This window comes from Neorhizobium sp. T25_13 (assembly GCF_002968675.1).
GTDB classification, from domain to species: Bacteria; Pseudomonadota; Alphaproteobacteria; order Rhizobiales; family Rhizobiaceae; genus Neorhizobium; species Neorhizobium tomejilense.
Genome location: NZ_PVBI01000002.1, coordinates 311,524 through 325,906, shown reverse-complemented (window position 1 = coordinate 325,906; position 14,383 = coordinate 311,524). Strand labels below are relative to the sequence as shown.

Sequence of the window (14,383 nt, the reverse complement as noted above, 5' to 3'; positions counted from 1 at the left end):
GGCTTTCGGCGCGGCGGGGGCTTTCCCTTGCCGCGTCGGCGGTCTATAGGTGGCCCCTGAATTTCTGCATGGAACAATAGATCAGTGATGAGCAAGACGATCTTCGTCCTCAATGGCCCCAATCTCAATATGCTGGGCAAGCGCGAGCCGGGCATCTACGGTGCGGCCACGCTGAAGGACGTCGAGAAGGACTGTATCGCCGCCGGCAGGGAACTCGGCTTCGATGTCGATTTTCGCCAGAGCAATCATGAAGGCGTGCTGATCGACTGGATGCACGAGGCCAATGAAAAGGCCGTCGGCGTCGCCATCAACGCGGGCGCCTATACCCACACCTCGATCGCATTGCACGACGCCATCAAGGCGATCTCCGTGCCGGTGATCGAGCTTCATATCTCGAATGTCCACGCGCGGGAGGAATTCCGCCATCATTCGATGATCGCACCGGCGGTAAAGGGCGTGATCTGCGGTTTTGGCACCGCGAGCTACATTCTGGCGCTGCACGCCTTGAAATCCATTACCGCCTGACAAGATAAACAGAACAATAGGGTTTGCCATGTCTGACAAGAAGAACGGTATCGACAAGGGACTGATCCGCGACCTCGCGAACATCCTCAACGATACCGACCTCACCGAGATCGAAGTCGAACAGGACGATGTGCGTATTCGTGTATCGCGCGTCGGTACCACTCAATATGTCCAGGCTCCGGTCGCAGCGCCCGCCTATGCCCCGGCTGCAGCTCCCGTAGCCGCAGCAGCGCCCGCAATCCAGGACAACAAGAACGCGGTCACTGCGCCGATGGTCGGCACCATCTACCTCTCCCCGGCCCCGGGTTCGCGCGCCTTCGTTGAAGTCGGCGCCACCGTCAAGGAAGGCCAGACGCTGCTGATCATCGAGGCCATGAAGACGATGAACCAGATCCCGTCGCCGCGCTCCGGCAAGGTCACGGAAATCCTGGTCAACGACTCTCAGCCCGTCGAGTACGGCCAGCCGCTCGTCGTCATCGAGTAAGGCGCGTCCATGATTTCCAAGATCCTCATAGCCAACCGCGGTGAAATCGCGCTTCGCGTGCTTCGCGCCTGCAAGGAACTCGGCATCGCGACCGTCGCGGTCCATTCCACTGCGGACGCCGACGCCATGCATGTCCGGCTTGCCGACGAAAGCGTTTGCATCGGCCCGCCGCCGTCGCGCGACAGCTATCTGAACATCCACCAGATCGTCGCCGCCTGCGAAATCACCGGCGCCGACGCCGTGCATCCGGGCTACGGCTTCCTGTCGGAAAACGCCAAGTTCGCGGATATCCTCGACGCGCACGGCATCACCTTCATCGGCCCGACCGCCGACCATATCCGCATCATGGGCGACAAGATCACCGCCAAGCAGACCGCGCAGGAACTCGGCATCCCCGTCGTTCCCGGTTCGGATGGCGAAGTGAAGCCCGAGAACGCCATGGAAATCGCCCGCCAGATCGGTTTCCCGGTGCTGATCAAGGCGACGGCCGGCGGCGGCGGACGCGGCATGAAGGTCGCCAAGACCGAAGCCGACCTCGACGAGGCCGTGTCGACTGCCCGTTCCGAAGCGCTCGCCGCTTTCGGCAACGACGCCGTCTACATGGAAAAATATCTCGGGAAACCGCGCCATATCGAAATCCAGGTCGTCGGCGACGGCGAAGGCAATGCCATCCATCTCGGTGAGCGCGACTGCTCGCTGCAGCGCCGCCACCAGAAGGTCTGGGAAGAAGCCAATTCCCCTGCCCTCAATGTCGAGCAGCGCATGAAGATCGGCGAAGTCTGCGCCGACGCGATGCGCAAGCTGAAATACCGCGGCGCCGGCACGATCGAGTTCCTCTACGAAAACGGCGAGTTCTATTTCATCGAAATGAACACCCGTCTTCAGGTCGAACACCCGATCACCGAAGCGATCACCGGCATCGACCTCGTGCACGAACAGATTCGCGTCGCCTCCGGCGGCGGCCTGTCCGTGCGTCAGGAAGACATCGTATTCTCCGGCCATGCCATCGAATGCCGCATCAATGCCGAGGATCCGCGCACCTTCGTGCCGTCGCCCGGCACGATCACGCATTTCCACGCACCAGGCGGCCTCGGCGTACGCGTCGATTCGGGCGCCTATGCCGGCTATAAGATCCCGCCCTATTACGACAGCCTGATCGGCAAGCTGATCGTGCACGGACGCACCCGCGTCGAATGCATGATGCGTCTGCGGCGTGTGCTGGACGAGTTCGTCGTGGACGGCATCAAGACGACGCTGCCGCTTTTCCAGGATCTGGTCGACAATCCGGATATCGCAAACGGCGATTATGACATACACTGGCTGGAGCAATATCTCGCCGGCGACAAGACGCATTAGGGAGATCGATGGCAGGGCGACGCGGCAGATATTACCCGGCGATAACCCCGGAAATCCTGTTGCGCGCCTATTCCATCGGACTTTTTCCGATGGCCGAATCTGCCGACGACCCGGAAATCTTCTGGGTCGAACCGGAAATGCGCGGCATCCTGCCGCTCGATGCCTTCCATCTCTCCAAAAGCCTGGCCAAGGCGGTTCGCAGGACACCGCTCGACATCCGCTTCGACACGGCTTTCGAACGGGTGATAGCATTCTGTGCCGAGCCGGCCGGTGACCGGCCGAGCACCTGGATCAACTCCACGATCCGCAAGCTCTACAACGAATTGCACCGCATGGGCCACGCGCACAGCGTCGAGGCCTTCGAGGGCGATGAACTGGTTGGCGGTCTCTATGGCGTTTCGCTCGGATCGGCCTTTTTCGGCGAGAGCATGTTTTCAAGGCGCACGAACGCCTCCAAGATCTGCCTCGTGCACCTTATCGAGCGGCTCCGCAAAAACGGCTTTACCCTACTCGACACACAGTTCACGACCGAACATCTGAAGACGTTCGGCGCAATCGACATCCCCAAGGACGACTATCTCAAGCTCCTGAGAACCGCGGTCGATTCACCGCATCTGAAATTCTAAAGGAAAATCAGTTGGTCGCCTTCGGCGGCGGCACGTCGGACTTCTGCTTGCAGCCGGTCAGCCAGACGTCGTAGATCGGATGCTCGACGGCATTGAGGCCGGGGCTGTCGGCGAACATCCAGCCGGTGAATATCCGGCGGATCTTGCGGTCGAGGGTGATTTCGTCGACTTCCACGAAACCATCGATCTTCTGGGCTTCCGTCTCGTCGCGGGAATAACAGACCTTTGGCGTCACCTGCAGAGCGCCGTATTGAACCGTCTCGTTGACATAGACGTCGAACGTGGTGATGCGGCCGGTGATCTTATCGATGCCGGCAAAGACTGCGACCGGGTTGTTCAGCCGCGCCGCAGATACACCATCCGCCGCGAGCACGAATGCCAGCGCGGTCAATGCGCCGATCATTTGCTTGCGTGGAAAAACCGTCATCAATCCCATTATGTTTCCCGTCCCGGCGATCCCGTCGGCGTCGAGACCTAGAGTGCGATTGTGGCCAAAACAGGTGTCAGTTGCCGGGCGTCCAGGCGTCGTAGTCGCCGGTGACGCGGGGGCGTTCGCCGGTCGCGGCAAGCGAGCCCTGCGGGCGATAGGCAAGCGGCGTGCCGGTGCCGTTCGGCTTGTGCGCCTTTTCCCACTCGCGGGCCTTGTAATCTTCCTGCGACGGAGCAACGTCGGTGCGATAATGCATCCAGCCATGCCAGCCGGGGCCAATCGCAGAGGCTTCGGCGTAATCCTTGTAGATCACCCAACGCTTCGGCTTGCCCCAGGAAGTCATCGGGCCTTCATAATAGATATTGCCGAGTTCGTCTTCACCGACCTTCTTGCCGAAACGCCAGGTGAAGAACCGGGTGCCCATGGTCTGTCCGTTCCACCAGGTGAAGATCTGCAGCAGGAGGTTTTTCATGGATGTTCCGTCGGCTTGGCAAACAGGATGACGATCGAATTGGCTGATCCGCTTATGCCGCCTGACGCCTTCGATGTCCAGTGATTCCAAATGTCGCGCACCGTCATTTGAGCTTCATCTTGAAGCCGAAATGGCTTTTGGCGAAGCCGAGCCGTTCATAGAAGCGGTGTGCGTCCGTGCGAGCCATGTTGGAGGTGAGTGCGACCTGGCGGCAATCGCGGCGTCTGGCTTCCTCGATCGCATGTCCGATCATCTGGGCGCCGATGCCCTTGCCGCGCATGTCGCCGCGCGTCTGAACGGCCTCCAGGATCATCGACAGCGATCCCCTCCCCGTCAGCGTGCGGTTGAAGAGGATCTGAAACGTGCCGACCACCTCGCCTTCCAGGTCGGCGACGAAAAGCTGCTCGTTCTGCGAGGCTTCGATGACGTTGAAGGCGCGCAGGTAATCGTCGAAGGCGGCCTCGTCGGTGGTGTCGCCATGGCCGCCGACGTCATCCGCCGCGAACAGGGCGATGAGTTCGGGGAGATCGGCTTGCCGCGCTCTGCGGATGACGATATCGGCCATGCAAAAAGTCCTTCTCGGGTGGGTCAGCGCAACTCCAGCCGCTTCTCCATGATGATCGCCGGCAGGCCGGAATTGGGAGCACCCCACTCTTCCATCCTGTCGACCTCGGAAAACCCGAGCCTCTCGTAAAAGGACATCGCGCGCACGTTCGGCAGCGCCACCTCGACCCGCATGATCTCGGCATCCGGAAAACAGGTTTCGAGCTCGGCGAAGATATCGCGGCCGATGCCCTCGTTCTGGCAGGACGGCTTGACGTAGAGCTGGTGCAGCATCGCCGTCTTCACCATTTTCGGATACATGGCGGCATAACCGATGCCGCCGATATCCTTGCCGTTGTCGGCGACCAGGAATTCGCCGCCGCGCTTCTGGATACGCGCCTTGACGGCGCCCGGAGAATGCCAGCCGTCGACCATTCTCCTCACCTTGTCGGCCCCGTAGAACGGATCGTAGGTATCGTGAAAGGTCGCCGCCAGCAGGGCGCGGATCTGCTCGACGTCAGCTTCTCCGGCGGTGCGGACGAAGTAGACCATCGGGCCTACTCCTCTTCGATCCCGAGCTTCGCCTTGACCAGCGCCTGGACGGCCTGTGGGTTGGCCTTGCCGCCGGTCGACTTCATGACCTGGCCGACGAACCAGCCGGCGAGCGTGGGCTTGGCCTTGACCTTGGCGACCTGGTCCGGATTGGCGGCGATGATCTCGTCGACAGCGGCCTCGATTGCGCCGGTATCGGTCACCTGCTTCATGCCGCGGCTCTCGACGATTTCGGCCGGGTCACCGCCCTCGGCGAGCACGATCTCGAACAGGTCCTTGGCGATCTTGCCGGAAATCGTCTCGGCCTTGATGAGGTCGATGATGGCGCCGAGCTGGGCGGGAGAAACCGGAGTCTCTTCAATGTCTTTGCCGGTTCTGTTCAAGGCGCCCAGCAGGTCGTTGATGACCCAGTTGGCGGCAATCTTGCCATCGCGGCCTTCGGCAACCGCCTCGAAATAATCGGCGATCGCCTTTTCGGACACCAGAACCGAGGCGTCGTAGATCGACAGGCCGAGCTCGCGCACGAGACGAGCCTTCTTGTCGTCCGGCAGTTCCGGTAGGTGGCGTTCCAGCTCGGCGATGAAGGCATCGTCGAATTCGAGCGGCAGCAGGTCCGGATCCGGGAAATAGCGATAGTCGTGCGCGTCTTCCTTGGAGCGCATCGAGCGCGTCTCGCCCTTGTTCGGGTCGAAGAGGCGGGTCTCCTGGTCGATCGAGCCGCCGTCCTCGAGAATGCCGATCTGGCGGCGCGCTTCGTATTCGATCGCCTGGCCGATGAAGCGGATCGAATTGACGTTCTTGATCTCGCAGCGGGTGCCGAATTCCGTGCCCGGACGGCGCACCGAGACGTTGACGTCGGCGCGCATCGAGCCTTCGTCCATGTTGCCATCGCAGGTGCCGAGGTAACGCACGATCGAGCGCAGCTTGGTCATGTAGGCCTTGGCTTCGTCGGACGAGCGCATGTCGGGCTTGGAGACGATCTCCATCAGCGCCACGCCGGAGCGGTTCAAGTCCACATAGGACATGGTCGGATGCTGGTCGTGCATCGACTTGCCGGCATCCTGTTCGAGATGCAGCCGCTCGATGCCGATTTCGATGTCCTCGAACTGGCCCTGGCGGTCGGGGCCGAGCGAGATGACGATCTTGCCTTCGCCGACGATCGGATCCTTGTACTGGGAAATCTGATAACCCTGCGGCAGGTCCGGATAGAAATAGTTCTTGCGGTCGAACAATGAACGCTTGTTGATCTGCGCCTTCAGGCCGAGACCGGTGCGTACCGCCTGCTTGATGCATTCCTCGTTGATGACCGGCAGCATGCCTGGCATGGCCGCATCGACGAGCGAGACGTTCGAATTCGCCGGCTTGCCGAACTCGGTCGAGGCGCCGGAAAACAGCTTCGAATTGGAGAGGACCTGGGCGTGCACCTCCAAACCGATGATGACTTCCCAGTCGCCGGTGGCGCCGGGAATGAAGCGTTTCGGATCGGGCGTGCGGACGTCGACAAGGGTCATCTGATGCTCGTGAAATGGTCTCTATTGCGTTTTCTGGAGGTAGAGCAAATGGCGTTGCGGTGCAAGCTTATCTGACGAGCGGCGGGCGCCCTGGGCGCAGTCAGAAGCTTGGCCCGTAAGTATCCGGCGCTTCCGCGACGAGGCGCTTCGACAGGCCGACCGACTGCACGTCCCGGTCGATCTTCGGCGAATAGATGGTCGAGAGCCAGTTGAGCGAATAGCCCAGCTTCTCGAAGAAGCCGACCGCCTCGGCATTGCGGGCGTGGGTCTCGACGCGGGCGACTTCGAACCCCTGGTGGACGATTTCGGCCTCGATCTCGACGAGAAGCGCCCGGCCGAAGCCGTGGCCCTGGAAGGCCGGATCGATCCAGAAATCGGAAATCAGCTCGTCCAGCTTTTCGCGCGCCGCCCAGCCGGCAAGATTGCCGGCATGTTCGACGACGGTAATGGTGAGCCAGGAGGAGCGCGTAAAATTCTGGAAGGCGGTGCGGGCGCTGGAGCGCATATCGGTCATCTCGCCGATCGAAATCATGGCCTTCTCCCAGGAGCGGAAGCCGATTTCCGCCAGGATATCCACCTCGTCCTCACGCGCATTGCGAATATGGGCCATAGTTTCCCCTGCTACAGCCTCAGTAGACCACTGAGTCCGCGCTTTGACCAGTGCAACATATAGGGCGTTTCGGTCAGGCGCTTGACGGCTGGGGAAAACACGCCTAGTGCGGATTTCGTATCGATGGAGTTTTGATGTTCTCTTCCGTAGAGACCTGCTGAGGGGCCGGCCCCGCTCTTAAAGCCGCGCCGGCCCAGACAAAAACGAGAACCCCGACGTCACGCGACGCCGGCAACGTTTTTGTGCGCTCGTTTGCCAGCGCTTCTCCGGACATCAAAAGACAATGGATATTTCCCGCGCCGAACAGCGCATCCTCCACCTGCTCGCCCAGGGCGGCAGGATCGACATTACCCGCGATCAGAACCGCAAGATCGAAAAACTCCAGCTGGTCACCCGCGAGGGCTGGGTCTTTTCGGGTTTAGACCTCACCACCTTCCGCAAGCTCAAGCAGAAACGAGCGATCAAATCCCAGGGCGGCAAGCCTTATCGAATTACCGAACGGGGATTGGTGCTGGTGAGGGCCGAGCAGGACAATCGGTGAAATCGGAAAGGCCGCGCGTCGTCCTCGGCGCGCGGCTGTCAAATCAAGATTACCAGCGATATGCTTTTTCGGTGACGCCGAAAGAAGACGCTTGGGAAGCCGCCAAATGCCAAAAGGGAACCTTTGAACGGGGCGAAGGGTTATGCGCCACATCACTGCTGGAGACATGGCAAATGTACATCGTTGTTGGCGGGACGGGGCACGTCGGCTCCGCCGTGGCACAGACGTTGCTCGAAGAAGGCAAAGCTGTCACGGTCGTCACGCGAAACTCCGATAAGGCCGGTGCATGGCGACTGCGGGGGGCGGAGGTCGCCGTCGCCGACGTCCACGACGTGACGTCGCTGCGTGAGGTGTTCCGTAACGGGAAGCGGGCCTTCCTCCTAAACCCGAACGCTGACATCTCGAGCGATACCGACCGGGAGGAACGCGAGACCGTCCGCTGCCTACTCGACGCGATCGAAGGGTCCGGGCTGGAGAAGGTAGTGGCGGAATCAACCATGGGCGCGCAGCCGGGCGAGGAATGCGGCGATCTCAACATCCTTTACGAACTGGAAGCGGGCCTGAGGAACCAGCCGATACCTGCCAGTGTCATCCGCGCAGCCTACTACTACAGTAACTGGGATACGATGGTGGGGCCTGTCACTAAGGACGGGGTGCTGTCGACCATGCTCCCTGCCGATCTCACGCTCCCGATGGTCGCGCCGGAGGATTTGGGAAGGGTGGCGGCGCGGCTCCTGCAGGAGCCGATCGAACAGATCGGCATACACCCCGTTGAGGGGCCGAAACGGTACTCTCCCACTGATGTCGCCGCAGCCTTCGCCGCTGCCCTCGGCCGGGCCGTTCGCATCGAGGTGATCCCGCGCGAAAACTGGGAAGGCGCATATCGCAGTCTGGGCTTCTCCGACGCGGCGGCTCACTCGTATGCAAGGATGACGGCTCTCACCGCCGATGGCCCCGAATACCCCGCGGATCCAATTCGAGGATCGATCTCGCTCCAGACCTACATAGGTAAGCTTGTTCGCGACTCATCCTAACGCGTCCCGATGGACGAAAAAGAACGCGAGACCGCCAAAGGCCGCTTGGATGCTAGGCCGGCCGTCCACCCAAGGCGCTTGTTTGCAATCCTCGCATGAGAGGCAGAGGCGAAGTGAGATTCATAAGCGGCGTGCAATTCTTCGGGCAAGCGTCATGATGGATGCGGCGTAGAGAAATGCCTTGGCAGACTTGATGGTCGCTTCCGGGTCCTTCCAACCCCATTCTCGGACGGGCTCTAAGCCGAAAGCTCAGCCCTCATCGCCGTCCAGTCCTCGGCGATCGAGTTCGCACGTCGCTTACCGGCGCGGCGGTACCAGTAGTCGGCGTTCCAGTCGTCGCCTTCGATGCGGTGACAGAGAGCGTGGCCCCAGTCGAAGGGCTGTTCGCCCTCATGAGCCTGGCAAATCTCGTGCACCGCCTGCCAGTCCGCACCCATGGTGAAACCATCGGCCGCGAGGCGATCGAACGCCTCGATCAATCCTGCCAGATCCGTCTTAGCCATGAACCACCTCCCCGGCGACCGCCCGATGATCGGCGGCCGTCATATTCCGGATGATCGGTCCGCTTACCACCACTTCGCCGGCGTGAACCGGCCGGCGGCCTGTTCGATGACATGGGCGGTGCGGAACAGAGTTTCTTCCTCGAACGGCTTGCCGATCAACTGCAGGCCGAGCGGCAGGCCCTTGGCGTCGAGGCCGGCGGGAACGGCGATGCCCGGCAGGCCGGCCATGTTGACCGTCACCGTGAAGATGTCGTTGAGATACATCTTGACCGGATCGGAGGCGAGGTCCTCATCGGCGATGCCGAAGGCCGACGACGGGGTGGCCGGCGTCAGGATCGCATCGACGCCGGCGTCGAAGACGATCTCGAAGTCGCGCTTGATCAGCGTGCGGACTTTTTGCGCCTGCAGGTAATAGGCGTCGTAATAACCGGCCGACAGAACGTAGGTGCCGATCATGATGCGGCGCTTGACCTCGGTGCCGAAACCGGCAGCGCGGGTCTTTTCGTACATGTCGACGATGTCCTTGCCGTCGACGCGCAAGCCGTAACGCACGCCGTCGTAACGGGCGAGGTTCGACGAAGCTTCGGCAGGAGCGACGATGTAATAGGCCGGCAGCGCGTATTTGGTGTGCGGCAGGGTGATGTCGACGATCTCGGCACCGGCATCCTTCAGCCAGGCGATGCCCTGAGCCCAAAGTTTTTCGATCTCTTCCGGCATGCCTTCGACGCGGTATTCCTTCGGAATGCCGATCTTCATGCCCTTCAGCGACTGGCCGAGCGAGGCTTCATAATCCGGCACCGGCAGATCGACAGAGGTCGTGTCCTTGGCATCGACCGACGCCATCGACCTCAGCATGATCGCCGCATCGCGCACGTCGCGGGCGATCGGGCCGGCCTGGTCGAGCGAGGATGCGAAGGCAACCGTACCCCAGCGCGAGCAGCGGCCATAGGTCGGCTTGATGCCGACGGTGCCGGTGAAGGCGGCCGGCTGGCGGATGGAGCCGCCGGTATCGGTGGCGGTCGCACCGGCGCAGAGGAATGCGGACACCGCAGCGGCAGAACCGCCGGAAGAACCGCCCGGCACGAGCTGCTGGTTGGAACCGTTGGCCCGCCACGGGTTGACCACGGCGCCGTAGTGAGAGGTCTCGTTGGAGGAGCCCATCGCGAACTCGTCCATGTTGAGCTTGCCGAGCATGACCGCACCGTCGTCCCAGAGGTTCTGGGTGACCGTCGATTCGTATTTCGGCAGGAAGCCGTCGAGAATATGGCTGCAGGCCTGGGTATGGACGTCGCGGGTGGCGAACAGGTCCTTGATGCCGAGCGGGATGCCTTCCAGGGCGCCGACAGTGCCTGCGGCACGGCGTGCGTCAGAAGCCTTTGCCATGCCGAGCGCCTTTTCCGGCGTCACGGCCACATAGGCGTTGAACACCGAGTTGGCGGCATCGATCGCGGAAAGATAAGCCTCCGTCAGCTCAACGGAGGTGAACTCCCTGGCTTCGAGCTTTTCGCGGGCTTCGGCAATGGTGAGGCTGGTGAGTTCGGTCATGGGCTCTTCAAACGGTTCGAATACGAGGAGGAGGTTCGGCGGGGCGCTATCCAGCGCTCACTCGACGACCTTCGGCACCAGGAAAAAATTATGGTCGGTCGAAGGCGCGTTGGCGACGATATCGTCTGCCTTGTCGCCGTCGGTGATGGCGTCTGTGCGCTTGCGCATGTCCATCGGGGTGACCGACGTCATCGGCTCGACGCCCGTGACATCGACTTCGGAAAGCTGCTCGACGAAATTGATGATGCCGTTCAGCTCGCCGACCATGCGATTGGCATCTTCCTCGGTGACCGCAATGCGGGCAAGGCGCGCGACGCGCTTGACGGTGGCGAGATCGACGGACATGGCATAACTCCGATGGGAAATTTCCCCTTCGCTATAATGGCCATGCCCGCCCTTCGCAACAGGGAGCGCGCCTCAATTTGCGAAGGCGCGCCGCCTGAAAGGATGCGATTTAGAAGGTCAGGCTGCCGCCCGGCGCCGGCGTCTCGACCCGGGTGCGGGAGCCTTCCATGCCCTTGACGAACTTTTCCGGCGTCTGGTCGACGCCCGGCAGCCCATAATGGCAGGGCAGCGCATGCTTGAAATCAAAGAAACGCTGGCAGGCGAGCGCCGCCACCGCGCCGCCCATGGTGAAGCGGTCGCCGATCGGCACGATGCCGATATCCGGCTGGTGCAGTTCGTTGATCAGGGCCATGTCGGAGAAGATGTCGGTATCGCCCATGTGGAGGACGGAGAGTTCGTCGTCGAAATGCAGCATCAGGCCGTTGGCATTGCCGAGGCAATGCGAAACGCCGTCTTCGGTGAGTGAGGCGGACGAATGTAGCGCATTGGTGAAGGTGGCGGTGAACCCTTCGAAACCGATCGTGCCGCCGGTATTGCCCATTTCGAGCTTCTCGACGCCCTTCTTCGCCAGCCAGACGCCGAGGTCGTAGTTGGCGAGCACGACGGCACCGGTTTCCTTGGCGATCTGGACTGTGTCGCCGACATGGTCGCCGTGACCGTGGGTGAGCAGGATATGGGTCAGGCCTTCGGCAGCAGCCTTGATATCCTGGCCGGCAAAGGCGGGGTTATAGGTCAGGAACGGGTCGACCAGGATCTTGGCCTTGGCGGTCTCGATGCGGAATGCGGAATGGCCGAGCCAGGTGATCTTCATGGAAAACTCTCCTCGAAATGATGTGAGATAATGACGACACATAGCCGATATGAGGCTAAAGGGAAGTGGGACAGAGGGTGGGACAAACCCGCTCTGGACACGCTATTTGGATCCCCGGGATGAAGAACGCATGACAGTGATGACCATCGAGGAACTGGCTGAGGCTCTTAAACCCGGACAGGCGATTGCCGGGCTCGACCTTGGCACCAAGACGATCGGGCTCGCCATGTCGGATCTCGGCCGCCGGTTTGCCACGCCACGTCCGGTCATCAAACGAGTGAAGTTCACCAAGGATGCCGAAGTGCTGCTCGCCTTTGCCGAGAAGGAAAAAGTGGCGGGCTTCGTGATCGGCCTGCCCACGAACATGGACGGCTCGGCTGGCCCGCGCGTTCAGGCGACGCGAGCCTTCGTGCGCTCGATGTCGGAAAAGACCGCCCTGCCCTTCGTCTTCTGGGACGAGCGGCTGTCGACGGTGGCCGCCGAGCGGGCGCTTCTGGAAATGGACGTGTCGCGGGCCAAACGTGCCGAGCGGATCGATTCCGCCGCGGCAAGCTTCATTCTTCAGGGGGCTCTGGACAGGCTCTCGTCGCTCGGCAGGGAGACCGATTTCGCAAGCTGACGGTTCCTCCACCAAGCGGCGATCTCGCGGCGCTTGCGGAAGGCGATGATCGCAAACACGACCAGGCTGTCGAATGCGATGGCGCGCGCCACCAAAGGCGGAATGGTTTCCGGGGGAATGCCGAGAACATTGCCGTAGATCTGGAAGACAAGATCATGCGTCTGTCGGGTCAGCATGAAGAAGCCGAAGCTCATGTCGTAATAGGAAAACCCGTACCAGCTGGTCAGCAGCAGGACCGGACCGGCCCACAAAATCACGAACCACTTCATGCAGTCCTCCCTCTCGACTCTGCCGGATACGGTTCCAGAGACACGAGCCATCTCGATAGAGCCATAAGGCTCAGGGCCAATGCGGGAATGGCAATATCCATGGCCAGCGCCGCGAAGACCGTCGTCATGACGATCAGCAATGCTATATTCCGGATTGCAGTTCCCATACGCGGATACTCGGCGAACGTCGTAGTTAACAGTGCGTTAACATGGAACTTAAGCCCGCACGGATTTGCCGCAACGGAAACCGGGGGAGATGGTTAATTTCGCAAGGGCGCCTGTGGATAAAGCAGCTCAGGCAACCGGCGATTTCGGCTTCTTCGGAACATAAGGACCGCCGGTTTCGCCCCATCCCCATGTCGGCATCGGCGCGTGCTCGTAAACCTTGGCTCCGGGCTGCGAATTGACGACCGCAAGCCGCGTTCCCCACTCGAGATAGCCGACCAGCGCGGACGTGAACTCCGGGTCGGCCGGAAGTTCGAGATCCGTATAGGTATCGAGGAGGATGTTGATCCATCGCCGGCGCATCGGCTCGGTCAGGTGCCTTTCAAGATGATGGCGCACCATCGCCGGATGACCGCCACGCTGCTCCGAATAGAGCTTCGGTCCGCCGATGACCTCGGCGATGAACATGGCTACATGCTGCGGATGTTCCGGGTCCATTCCGGAAAAGACCGGACCGAGCAGGTCGTCCGTCGGAACGCGCCGATAAAACTCCGTCGTGAGACGCAGGAGCGCATCGAAGCCGCCGATCCATTCATAAAGCGTTGGCACTGTCATGGCGTTCCCTCCGTCTCCCGAAGAGATATGAGGCGGACGTCATGGCTTCAAGACTTGGCCACGGATCAGCCGTAGATCGCGCGGACCAGGCGGCGGAGCGCGTTGCCGACCTTATCCCAATCCTTCTCGGTCTTGAGCGCCATGCCGGCGAACTGGCCGCTGACGGCGGCGGAGATCACCAGGTGCTGGATCGCCGCAAACAGCAGCGCATTGGTGGTCGCGGCATCGACGCCCTTGGGCGGCGTCAGCGAGCCGCGCATCTTTTCGAGCCATTTGCCGAGCGCCTTGGTGCGGGCTTCCGACAGCCGTCGGACCTGCGGCGTATCCTGCGAGACCTCCCAGGCGACGATCTTGCAGACCAGCGGGTCGTCGCGCAGCGCTTCCATGAAATAGATGGAGAGTTTCTCCATCAGATCGCCGTAGGTCAGCAGGAACATGCCGCCGGTATCTTCCGGGATGCGGTCCTTGACCCAGGTGCCGAGATCGGCGCCGATCACCTCGATCAGCCCGTCGAGACCGCCGTAATATCGATAGATCAGCTGCTTGTCGCAGCCGGCCCGGCGCGCCACTGCGTTGATGCCGAAACCCTGAAAACCCTGTTCGGCGAGCAGCGCGCGGGCCGCCAGGAAGATCGCCCGCTCGGTGCCGGCGCGGCTGCGCACCTTGGCGACCGAACCTTGTTGCGCTGTGACTTCAGGGATCTGGAGCATTTTCCGCCTGTTTCGGTTTCAATCCTCAACCGCGATAGTCCGAGCCGTCAACCGCCGCAAGCGGTCTCGGTGCCCATGCACAGGATTGCGCGCGCAGCACTTGATTTTGCGGGGCTG

The 14,383-nt window shown here is 61.5% G+C and carries 20 protein-coding genes; 7 read left to right on the top strand and 13 right to left on the bottom strand.

Going from position 1 to position 14,383, the window contains the following annotated elements:
- Window positions 1-87: 87 nt before the first annotated feature.
- Genes aroQ through aat form a run of 4 tightly spaced genes read left to right on the top strand, consistent with a single transcriptional unit; the run spans window position 88 to window position 2,991 of the window.
- Window positions 88-525 (top strand): type II 3-dehydroquinate dehydratase, encoded by a 438-nt coding sequence (gene aroQ, locus C5J22_RS05055; protein ID WP_046605457.1) that lies wholly within the window; start codon window positions 88-90, stop codon window positions 523-525.
- A 28-nt stretch (window positions 526-553) separates the two neighbouring features.
- Entirely contained in the window at window positions 554-1,009 is a 456-nt protein-coding gene (gene accB / locus C5J22_RS05050) for an acetyl-CoA carboxylase biotin carboxyl carrier protein (protein WP_046667723.1), read from the top strand.
- Between the two features lie 9 nt (window positions 1,010-1,018).
- Window positions 1,019-2,365 (top strand): acetyl-CoA carboxylase biotin carboxylase subunit, encoded by a 1,347-nt coding sequence (gene accC / locus C5J22_RS05045; RefSeq protein WP_046636624.1) that lies wholly within the window; start codon window positions 1,019-1,021, stop codon window positions 2,363-2,365.
- An 8-nt stretch (window positions 2,366-2,373) separates the two neighbouring features.
- Complete coding sequence (gene aat, locus C5J22_RS05040; RefSeq protein ID WP_105437427.1) at window positions 2,374-2,991, top strand: leucyl/phenylalanyl-tRNA--protein transferase; 618 nt, start codon at window positions 2,374-2,376, stop codon at window positions 2,989-2,991.
- Between the two features lie 7 nt (window positions 2,992-2,998).
- Here the strand turns inward: aat and C5J22_RS05035 are convergent, their stop codons facing one another.
- From C5J22_RS05035 to C5J22_RS05010, 6 genes are all read right to left on the bottom strand, one after another.
- Window positions 2,999-3,418 carry a DUF2155 domain-containing protein gene (locus tag C5J22_RS05035; RefSeq protein ID WP_105437643.1) on the bottom strand — a complete coding sequence of 140 codons (420 nt, stop codon included), beginning with the start codon at window positions 3,416-3,418 and terminating at the stop codon, window positions 2,999-3,001.
- Window positions 3,419-3,494: 76 nt separating this feature from the next.
- Window positions 3,495-3,893 carry an NADH:ubiquinone oxidoreductase subunit NDUFA12 gene (locus C5J22_RS05030; protein ID WP_046636622.1) on the bottom strand — a complete coding sequence of 133 codons (399 nt, stop codon included), beginning with the start codon at window positions 3,891-3,893 and terminating at the stop codon, window positions 3,495-3,497.
- Between the two features lie 103 nt (window positions 3,894-3,996).
- A complete protein-coding gene (locus C5J22_RS05025; RefSeq protein WP_105437426.1) occupies window positions 3,997-4,458 on the bottom strand; it encodes a GNAT family N-acetyltransferase in 462 nt (153 codons plus the stop codon).
- Window positions 4,459-4,481: 23 nt separating this feature from the next.
- Window positions 4,482-4,988 carry a GNAT family N-acetyltransferase gene (locus C5J22_RS05020; protein WP_038542070.1) on the bottom strand — a complete coding sequence of 169 codons (507 nt, stop codon included), beginning with the start codon at window positions 4,986-4,988 and terminating at the stop codon, window positions 4,482-4,484.
- 5 nt (window positions 4,989-4,993) lie between these two features.
- Complete coding sequence (gene gatB, locus C5J22_RS05015) at window positions 4,994-6,499, bottom strand: Asp-tRNA(Asn)/Glu-tRNA(Gln) amidotransferase subunit GatB (protein ID WP_105419475.1); 1,506 nt, start codon at window positions 6,497-6,499, stop codon at window positions 4,994-4,996.
- A gap of 100 nt (window positions 6,500-6,599) precedes the next feature.
- Window positions 6,600-7,109: a GNAT family N-acetyltransferase gene (locus C5J22_RS05010; RefSeq protein ID WP_105437425.1), complete on the bottom strand. Its 510-nt coding sequence runs from the start codon at window positions 7,107-7,109 to the stop codon at window positions 6,600-6,602.
- Window positions 7,110-7,392: 283 nt separating this feature from the next.
- Here C5J22_RS05010 and C5J22_RS05005 point away from each other — a divergent pair, with 283 nt between their 5' ends.
- Both C5J22_RS05005 and C5J22_RS05000 read left to right on the top strand, forming a co-directional pair.
- Window positions 7,393-7,650 (top strand): YjhX family toxin, encoded by a 258-nt coding sequence (locus C5J22_RS05005; RefSeq protein WP_105425089.1) that lies wholly within the window; start codon window positions 7,393-7,395, stop codon window positions 7,648-7,650.
- Between the two features lie 173 nt (window positions 7,651-7,823).
- Entirely contained in the window at window positions 7,824-8,684 is an 861-nt protein-coding gene (locus tag C5J22_RS05000; RefSeq protein ID WP_105437424.1) for an NmrA family NAD(P)-binding protein, read from the top strand.
- Window positions 8,685-8,920: 236 nt separating this feature from the next.
- On the opposite strand, the gene C5J22_RS04990 is transcribed toward C5J22_RS05000, so the two are convergent.
- The 4 genes from C5J22_RS04990 to C5J22_RS04975 all read right to left on the bottom strand — a co-directional run bounded on the left by C5J22_RS04990 (window position 8,921) and on the right by C5J22_RS04975 (window position 11,888).
- Window positions 8,921-9,187, bottom strand: a complete 267-nt coding sequence (locus tag C5J22_RS04990; protein ID WP_105437423.1) for a hypothetical protein — start codon at window positions 9,185-9,187, stop codon at window positions 8,921-8,923.
- A gap of 63 nt (window positions 9,188-9,250) precedes the next feature.
- Window positions 9,251-10,732, bottom strand: coding sequence for an Asp-tRNA(Asn)/Glu-tRNA(Gln) amidotransferase subunit GatA (gatA, locus tag C5J22_RS04985; protein ID WP_105437422.1), 1,482 nt, complete (start codon window positions 10,730-10,732; stop codon window positions 9,251-9,253).
- 57 nt (window positions 10,733-10,789) lie between these two features.
- Entirely contained in the window at window positions 10,790-11,077 is a 288-nt protein-coding gene (gene gatC / locus C5J22_RS04980; RefSeq protein ID WP_105437421.1) for an Asp-tRNA(Asn)/Glu-tRNA(Gln) amidotransferase subunit GatC, read from the bottom strand.
- 109 nt (window positions 11,078-11,186) lie between these two features.
- Window positions 11,187-11,888 carry a metal-dependent hydrolase gene (locus C5J22_RS04975; protein ID WP_105437420.1) on the bottom strand — a complete coding sequence of 234 codons (702 nt, stop codon included), beginning with the start codon at window positions 11,886-11,888 and terminating at the stop codon, window positions 11,187-11,189.
- Window positions 11,889-12,018: 130 nt separating this feature from the next.
- Here C5J22_RS04975 and ruvX point away from each other — a divergent pair, with 130 nt between their 5' ends.
- Window positions 12,019-12,507, top strand: a complete 489-nt coding sequence (gene ruvX / locus C5J22_RS04970) for a Holliday junction resolvase RuvX (RefSeq protein WP_046667735.1) — start codon at window positions 12,019-12,021, stop codon at window positions 12,505-12,507.
- Here ruvX and C5J22_RS04965 read toward each other — a convergent pair.
- The 3 genes from C5J22_RS04965 to C5J22_RS04955 form a co-directional block, all read right to left on the bottom strand.
- Window positions 12,450-12,776: a DUF6105 family protein gene (locus C5J22_RS04965; protein ID WP_105437419.1), complete on the bottom strand. Its 327-nt coding sequence runs from the start codon at window positions 12,774-12,776 to the stop codon at window positions 12,450-12,452. The two genes, ruvX and C5J22_RS04965, sit on opposite strands and share 58 nt — an antisense overlap.
- Before the next feature lie 294 nt (window positions 12,777-13,070).
- Entirely contained in the window at window positions 13,071-13,556 is a 486-nt protein-coding gene (locus tag C5J22_RS04960; RefSeq protein ID WP_105437418.1) for a group II truncated hemoglobin, read from the bottom strand.
- Window positions 13,557-13,621: 65 nt separating this feature from the next.
- Window positions 13,622-14,266: a TetR/AcrR family transcriptional regulator gene (locus tag C5J22_RS04955; protein ID WP_105437417.1), complete on the bottom strand. Its 645-nt coding sequence runs from the start codon at window positions 14,264-14,266 to the stop codon at window positions 13,622-13,624.
- Window positions 14,267-14,383: the final 117 nt, after the last annotated feature.

Coding starts and splice junctions, on each gene's coding strand:
- aroQ (WP_046605457.1), top strand. CDS start 88: ATGAGCAAGACGATCTTCGTCCTCAATGGCCCCAATCTCAATATGCTG.
- accB (WP_046667723.1), top strand. CDS start 554: ATGTCTGACAAGAAGAACGGTATCGACAAGGGACTGATCCGCGACCTC.
- accC (WP_046636624.1), top strand. CDS start 1,019: ATGATTTCCAAGATCCTCATAGCCAACCGCGGTGAAATCGCGCTTCGC.
- aat (WP_105437427.1), top strand. CDS start 2,374: ATGGCAGGGCGACGCGGCAGATATTACCCGGCGATAACCCCGGAAATC.
- C5J22_RS05035 (WP_105437643.1), bottom strand. CDS start 3,418: ATGACGGTTTTTCCACGCAAGCAAATGATCGGCGCATTGACCGCGCTG.
- C5J22_RS05030 (WP_046636622.1), bottom strand. CDS start 3,893: ATGAAAAACCTCCTGCTGCAGATCTTCACCTGGTGGAACGGACAGACC.
- C5J22_RS05025 (WP_105437426.1), bottom strand. CDS start 4,458: ATGGCCGATATCGTCATCCGCAGAGCGCGGCAAGCCGATCTCCCCGAA.
- C5J22_RS05020 (WP_038542070.1), bottom strand. CDS start 4,988: ATGGTCTACTTCGTCCGCACCGCCGGAGAAGCTGACGTCGAGCAGATC.
- gatB (WP_105419475.1), bottom strand. CDS start 6,499: ATGACCCTTGTCGACGTCCGCACGCCCGATCCGAAACGCTTCATTCCC.
- C5J22_RS05010 (WP_105437425.1), bottom strand. CDS start 7,109: ATGGCCCATATTCGCAATGCGCGTGAGGACGAGGTGGATATCCTGGCG.
- C5J22_RS05005 (WP_105425089.1), top strand. CDS start 7,393: ATGGATATTTCCCGCGCCGAACAGCGCATCCTCCACCTGCTCGCCCAG.
- C5J22_RS05000 (WP_105437424.1), top strand. CDS start 7,824: ATGTACATCGTTGTTGGCGGGACGGGGCACGTCGGCTCCGCCGTGGCA.
- C5J22_RS04990 (WP_105437423.1), bottom strand. CDS start 9,187: ATGGCTAAGACGGATCTGGCAGGATTGATCGAGGCGTTCGATCGCCTC.
- gatA (WP_105437422.1), bottom strand. CDS start 10,732: ATGACCGAACTCACCAGCCTCACCATTGCCGAAGCCCGCGAAAAGCTC.
- gatC (WP_105437421.1), bottom strand. CDS start 11,077: ATGTCCGTCGATCTCGCCACCGTCAAGCGCGTCGCGCGCCTTGCCCGC.
- C5J22_RS04975 (WP_105437420.1), bottom strand. CDS start 11,888: ATGAAGATCACCTGGCTCGGCCATTCCGCATTCCGCATCGAGACCGCC.
- ruvX (WP_046667735.1), top strand. CDS start 12,019: ATGACAGTGATGACCATCGAGGAACTGGCTGAGGCTCTTAAACCCGGA.
- C5J22_RS04965 (WP_105437419.1), bottom strand. CDS start 12,776: ATGAAGTGGTTCGTGATTTTGTGGGCCGGTCCGGTCCTGCTGCTGACC.
- C5J22_RS04960 (WP_105437418.1), bottom strand. CDS start 13,556: ATGACAGTGCCAACGCTTTATGAATGGATCGGCGGCTTCGATGCGCTC.
- C5J22_RS04955 (WP_105437417.1), bottom strand. CDS start 14,266: ATGCTCCAGATCCCTGAAGTCACAGCGCAACAAGGTTCGGTCGCCAAG.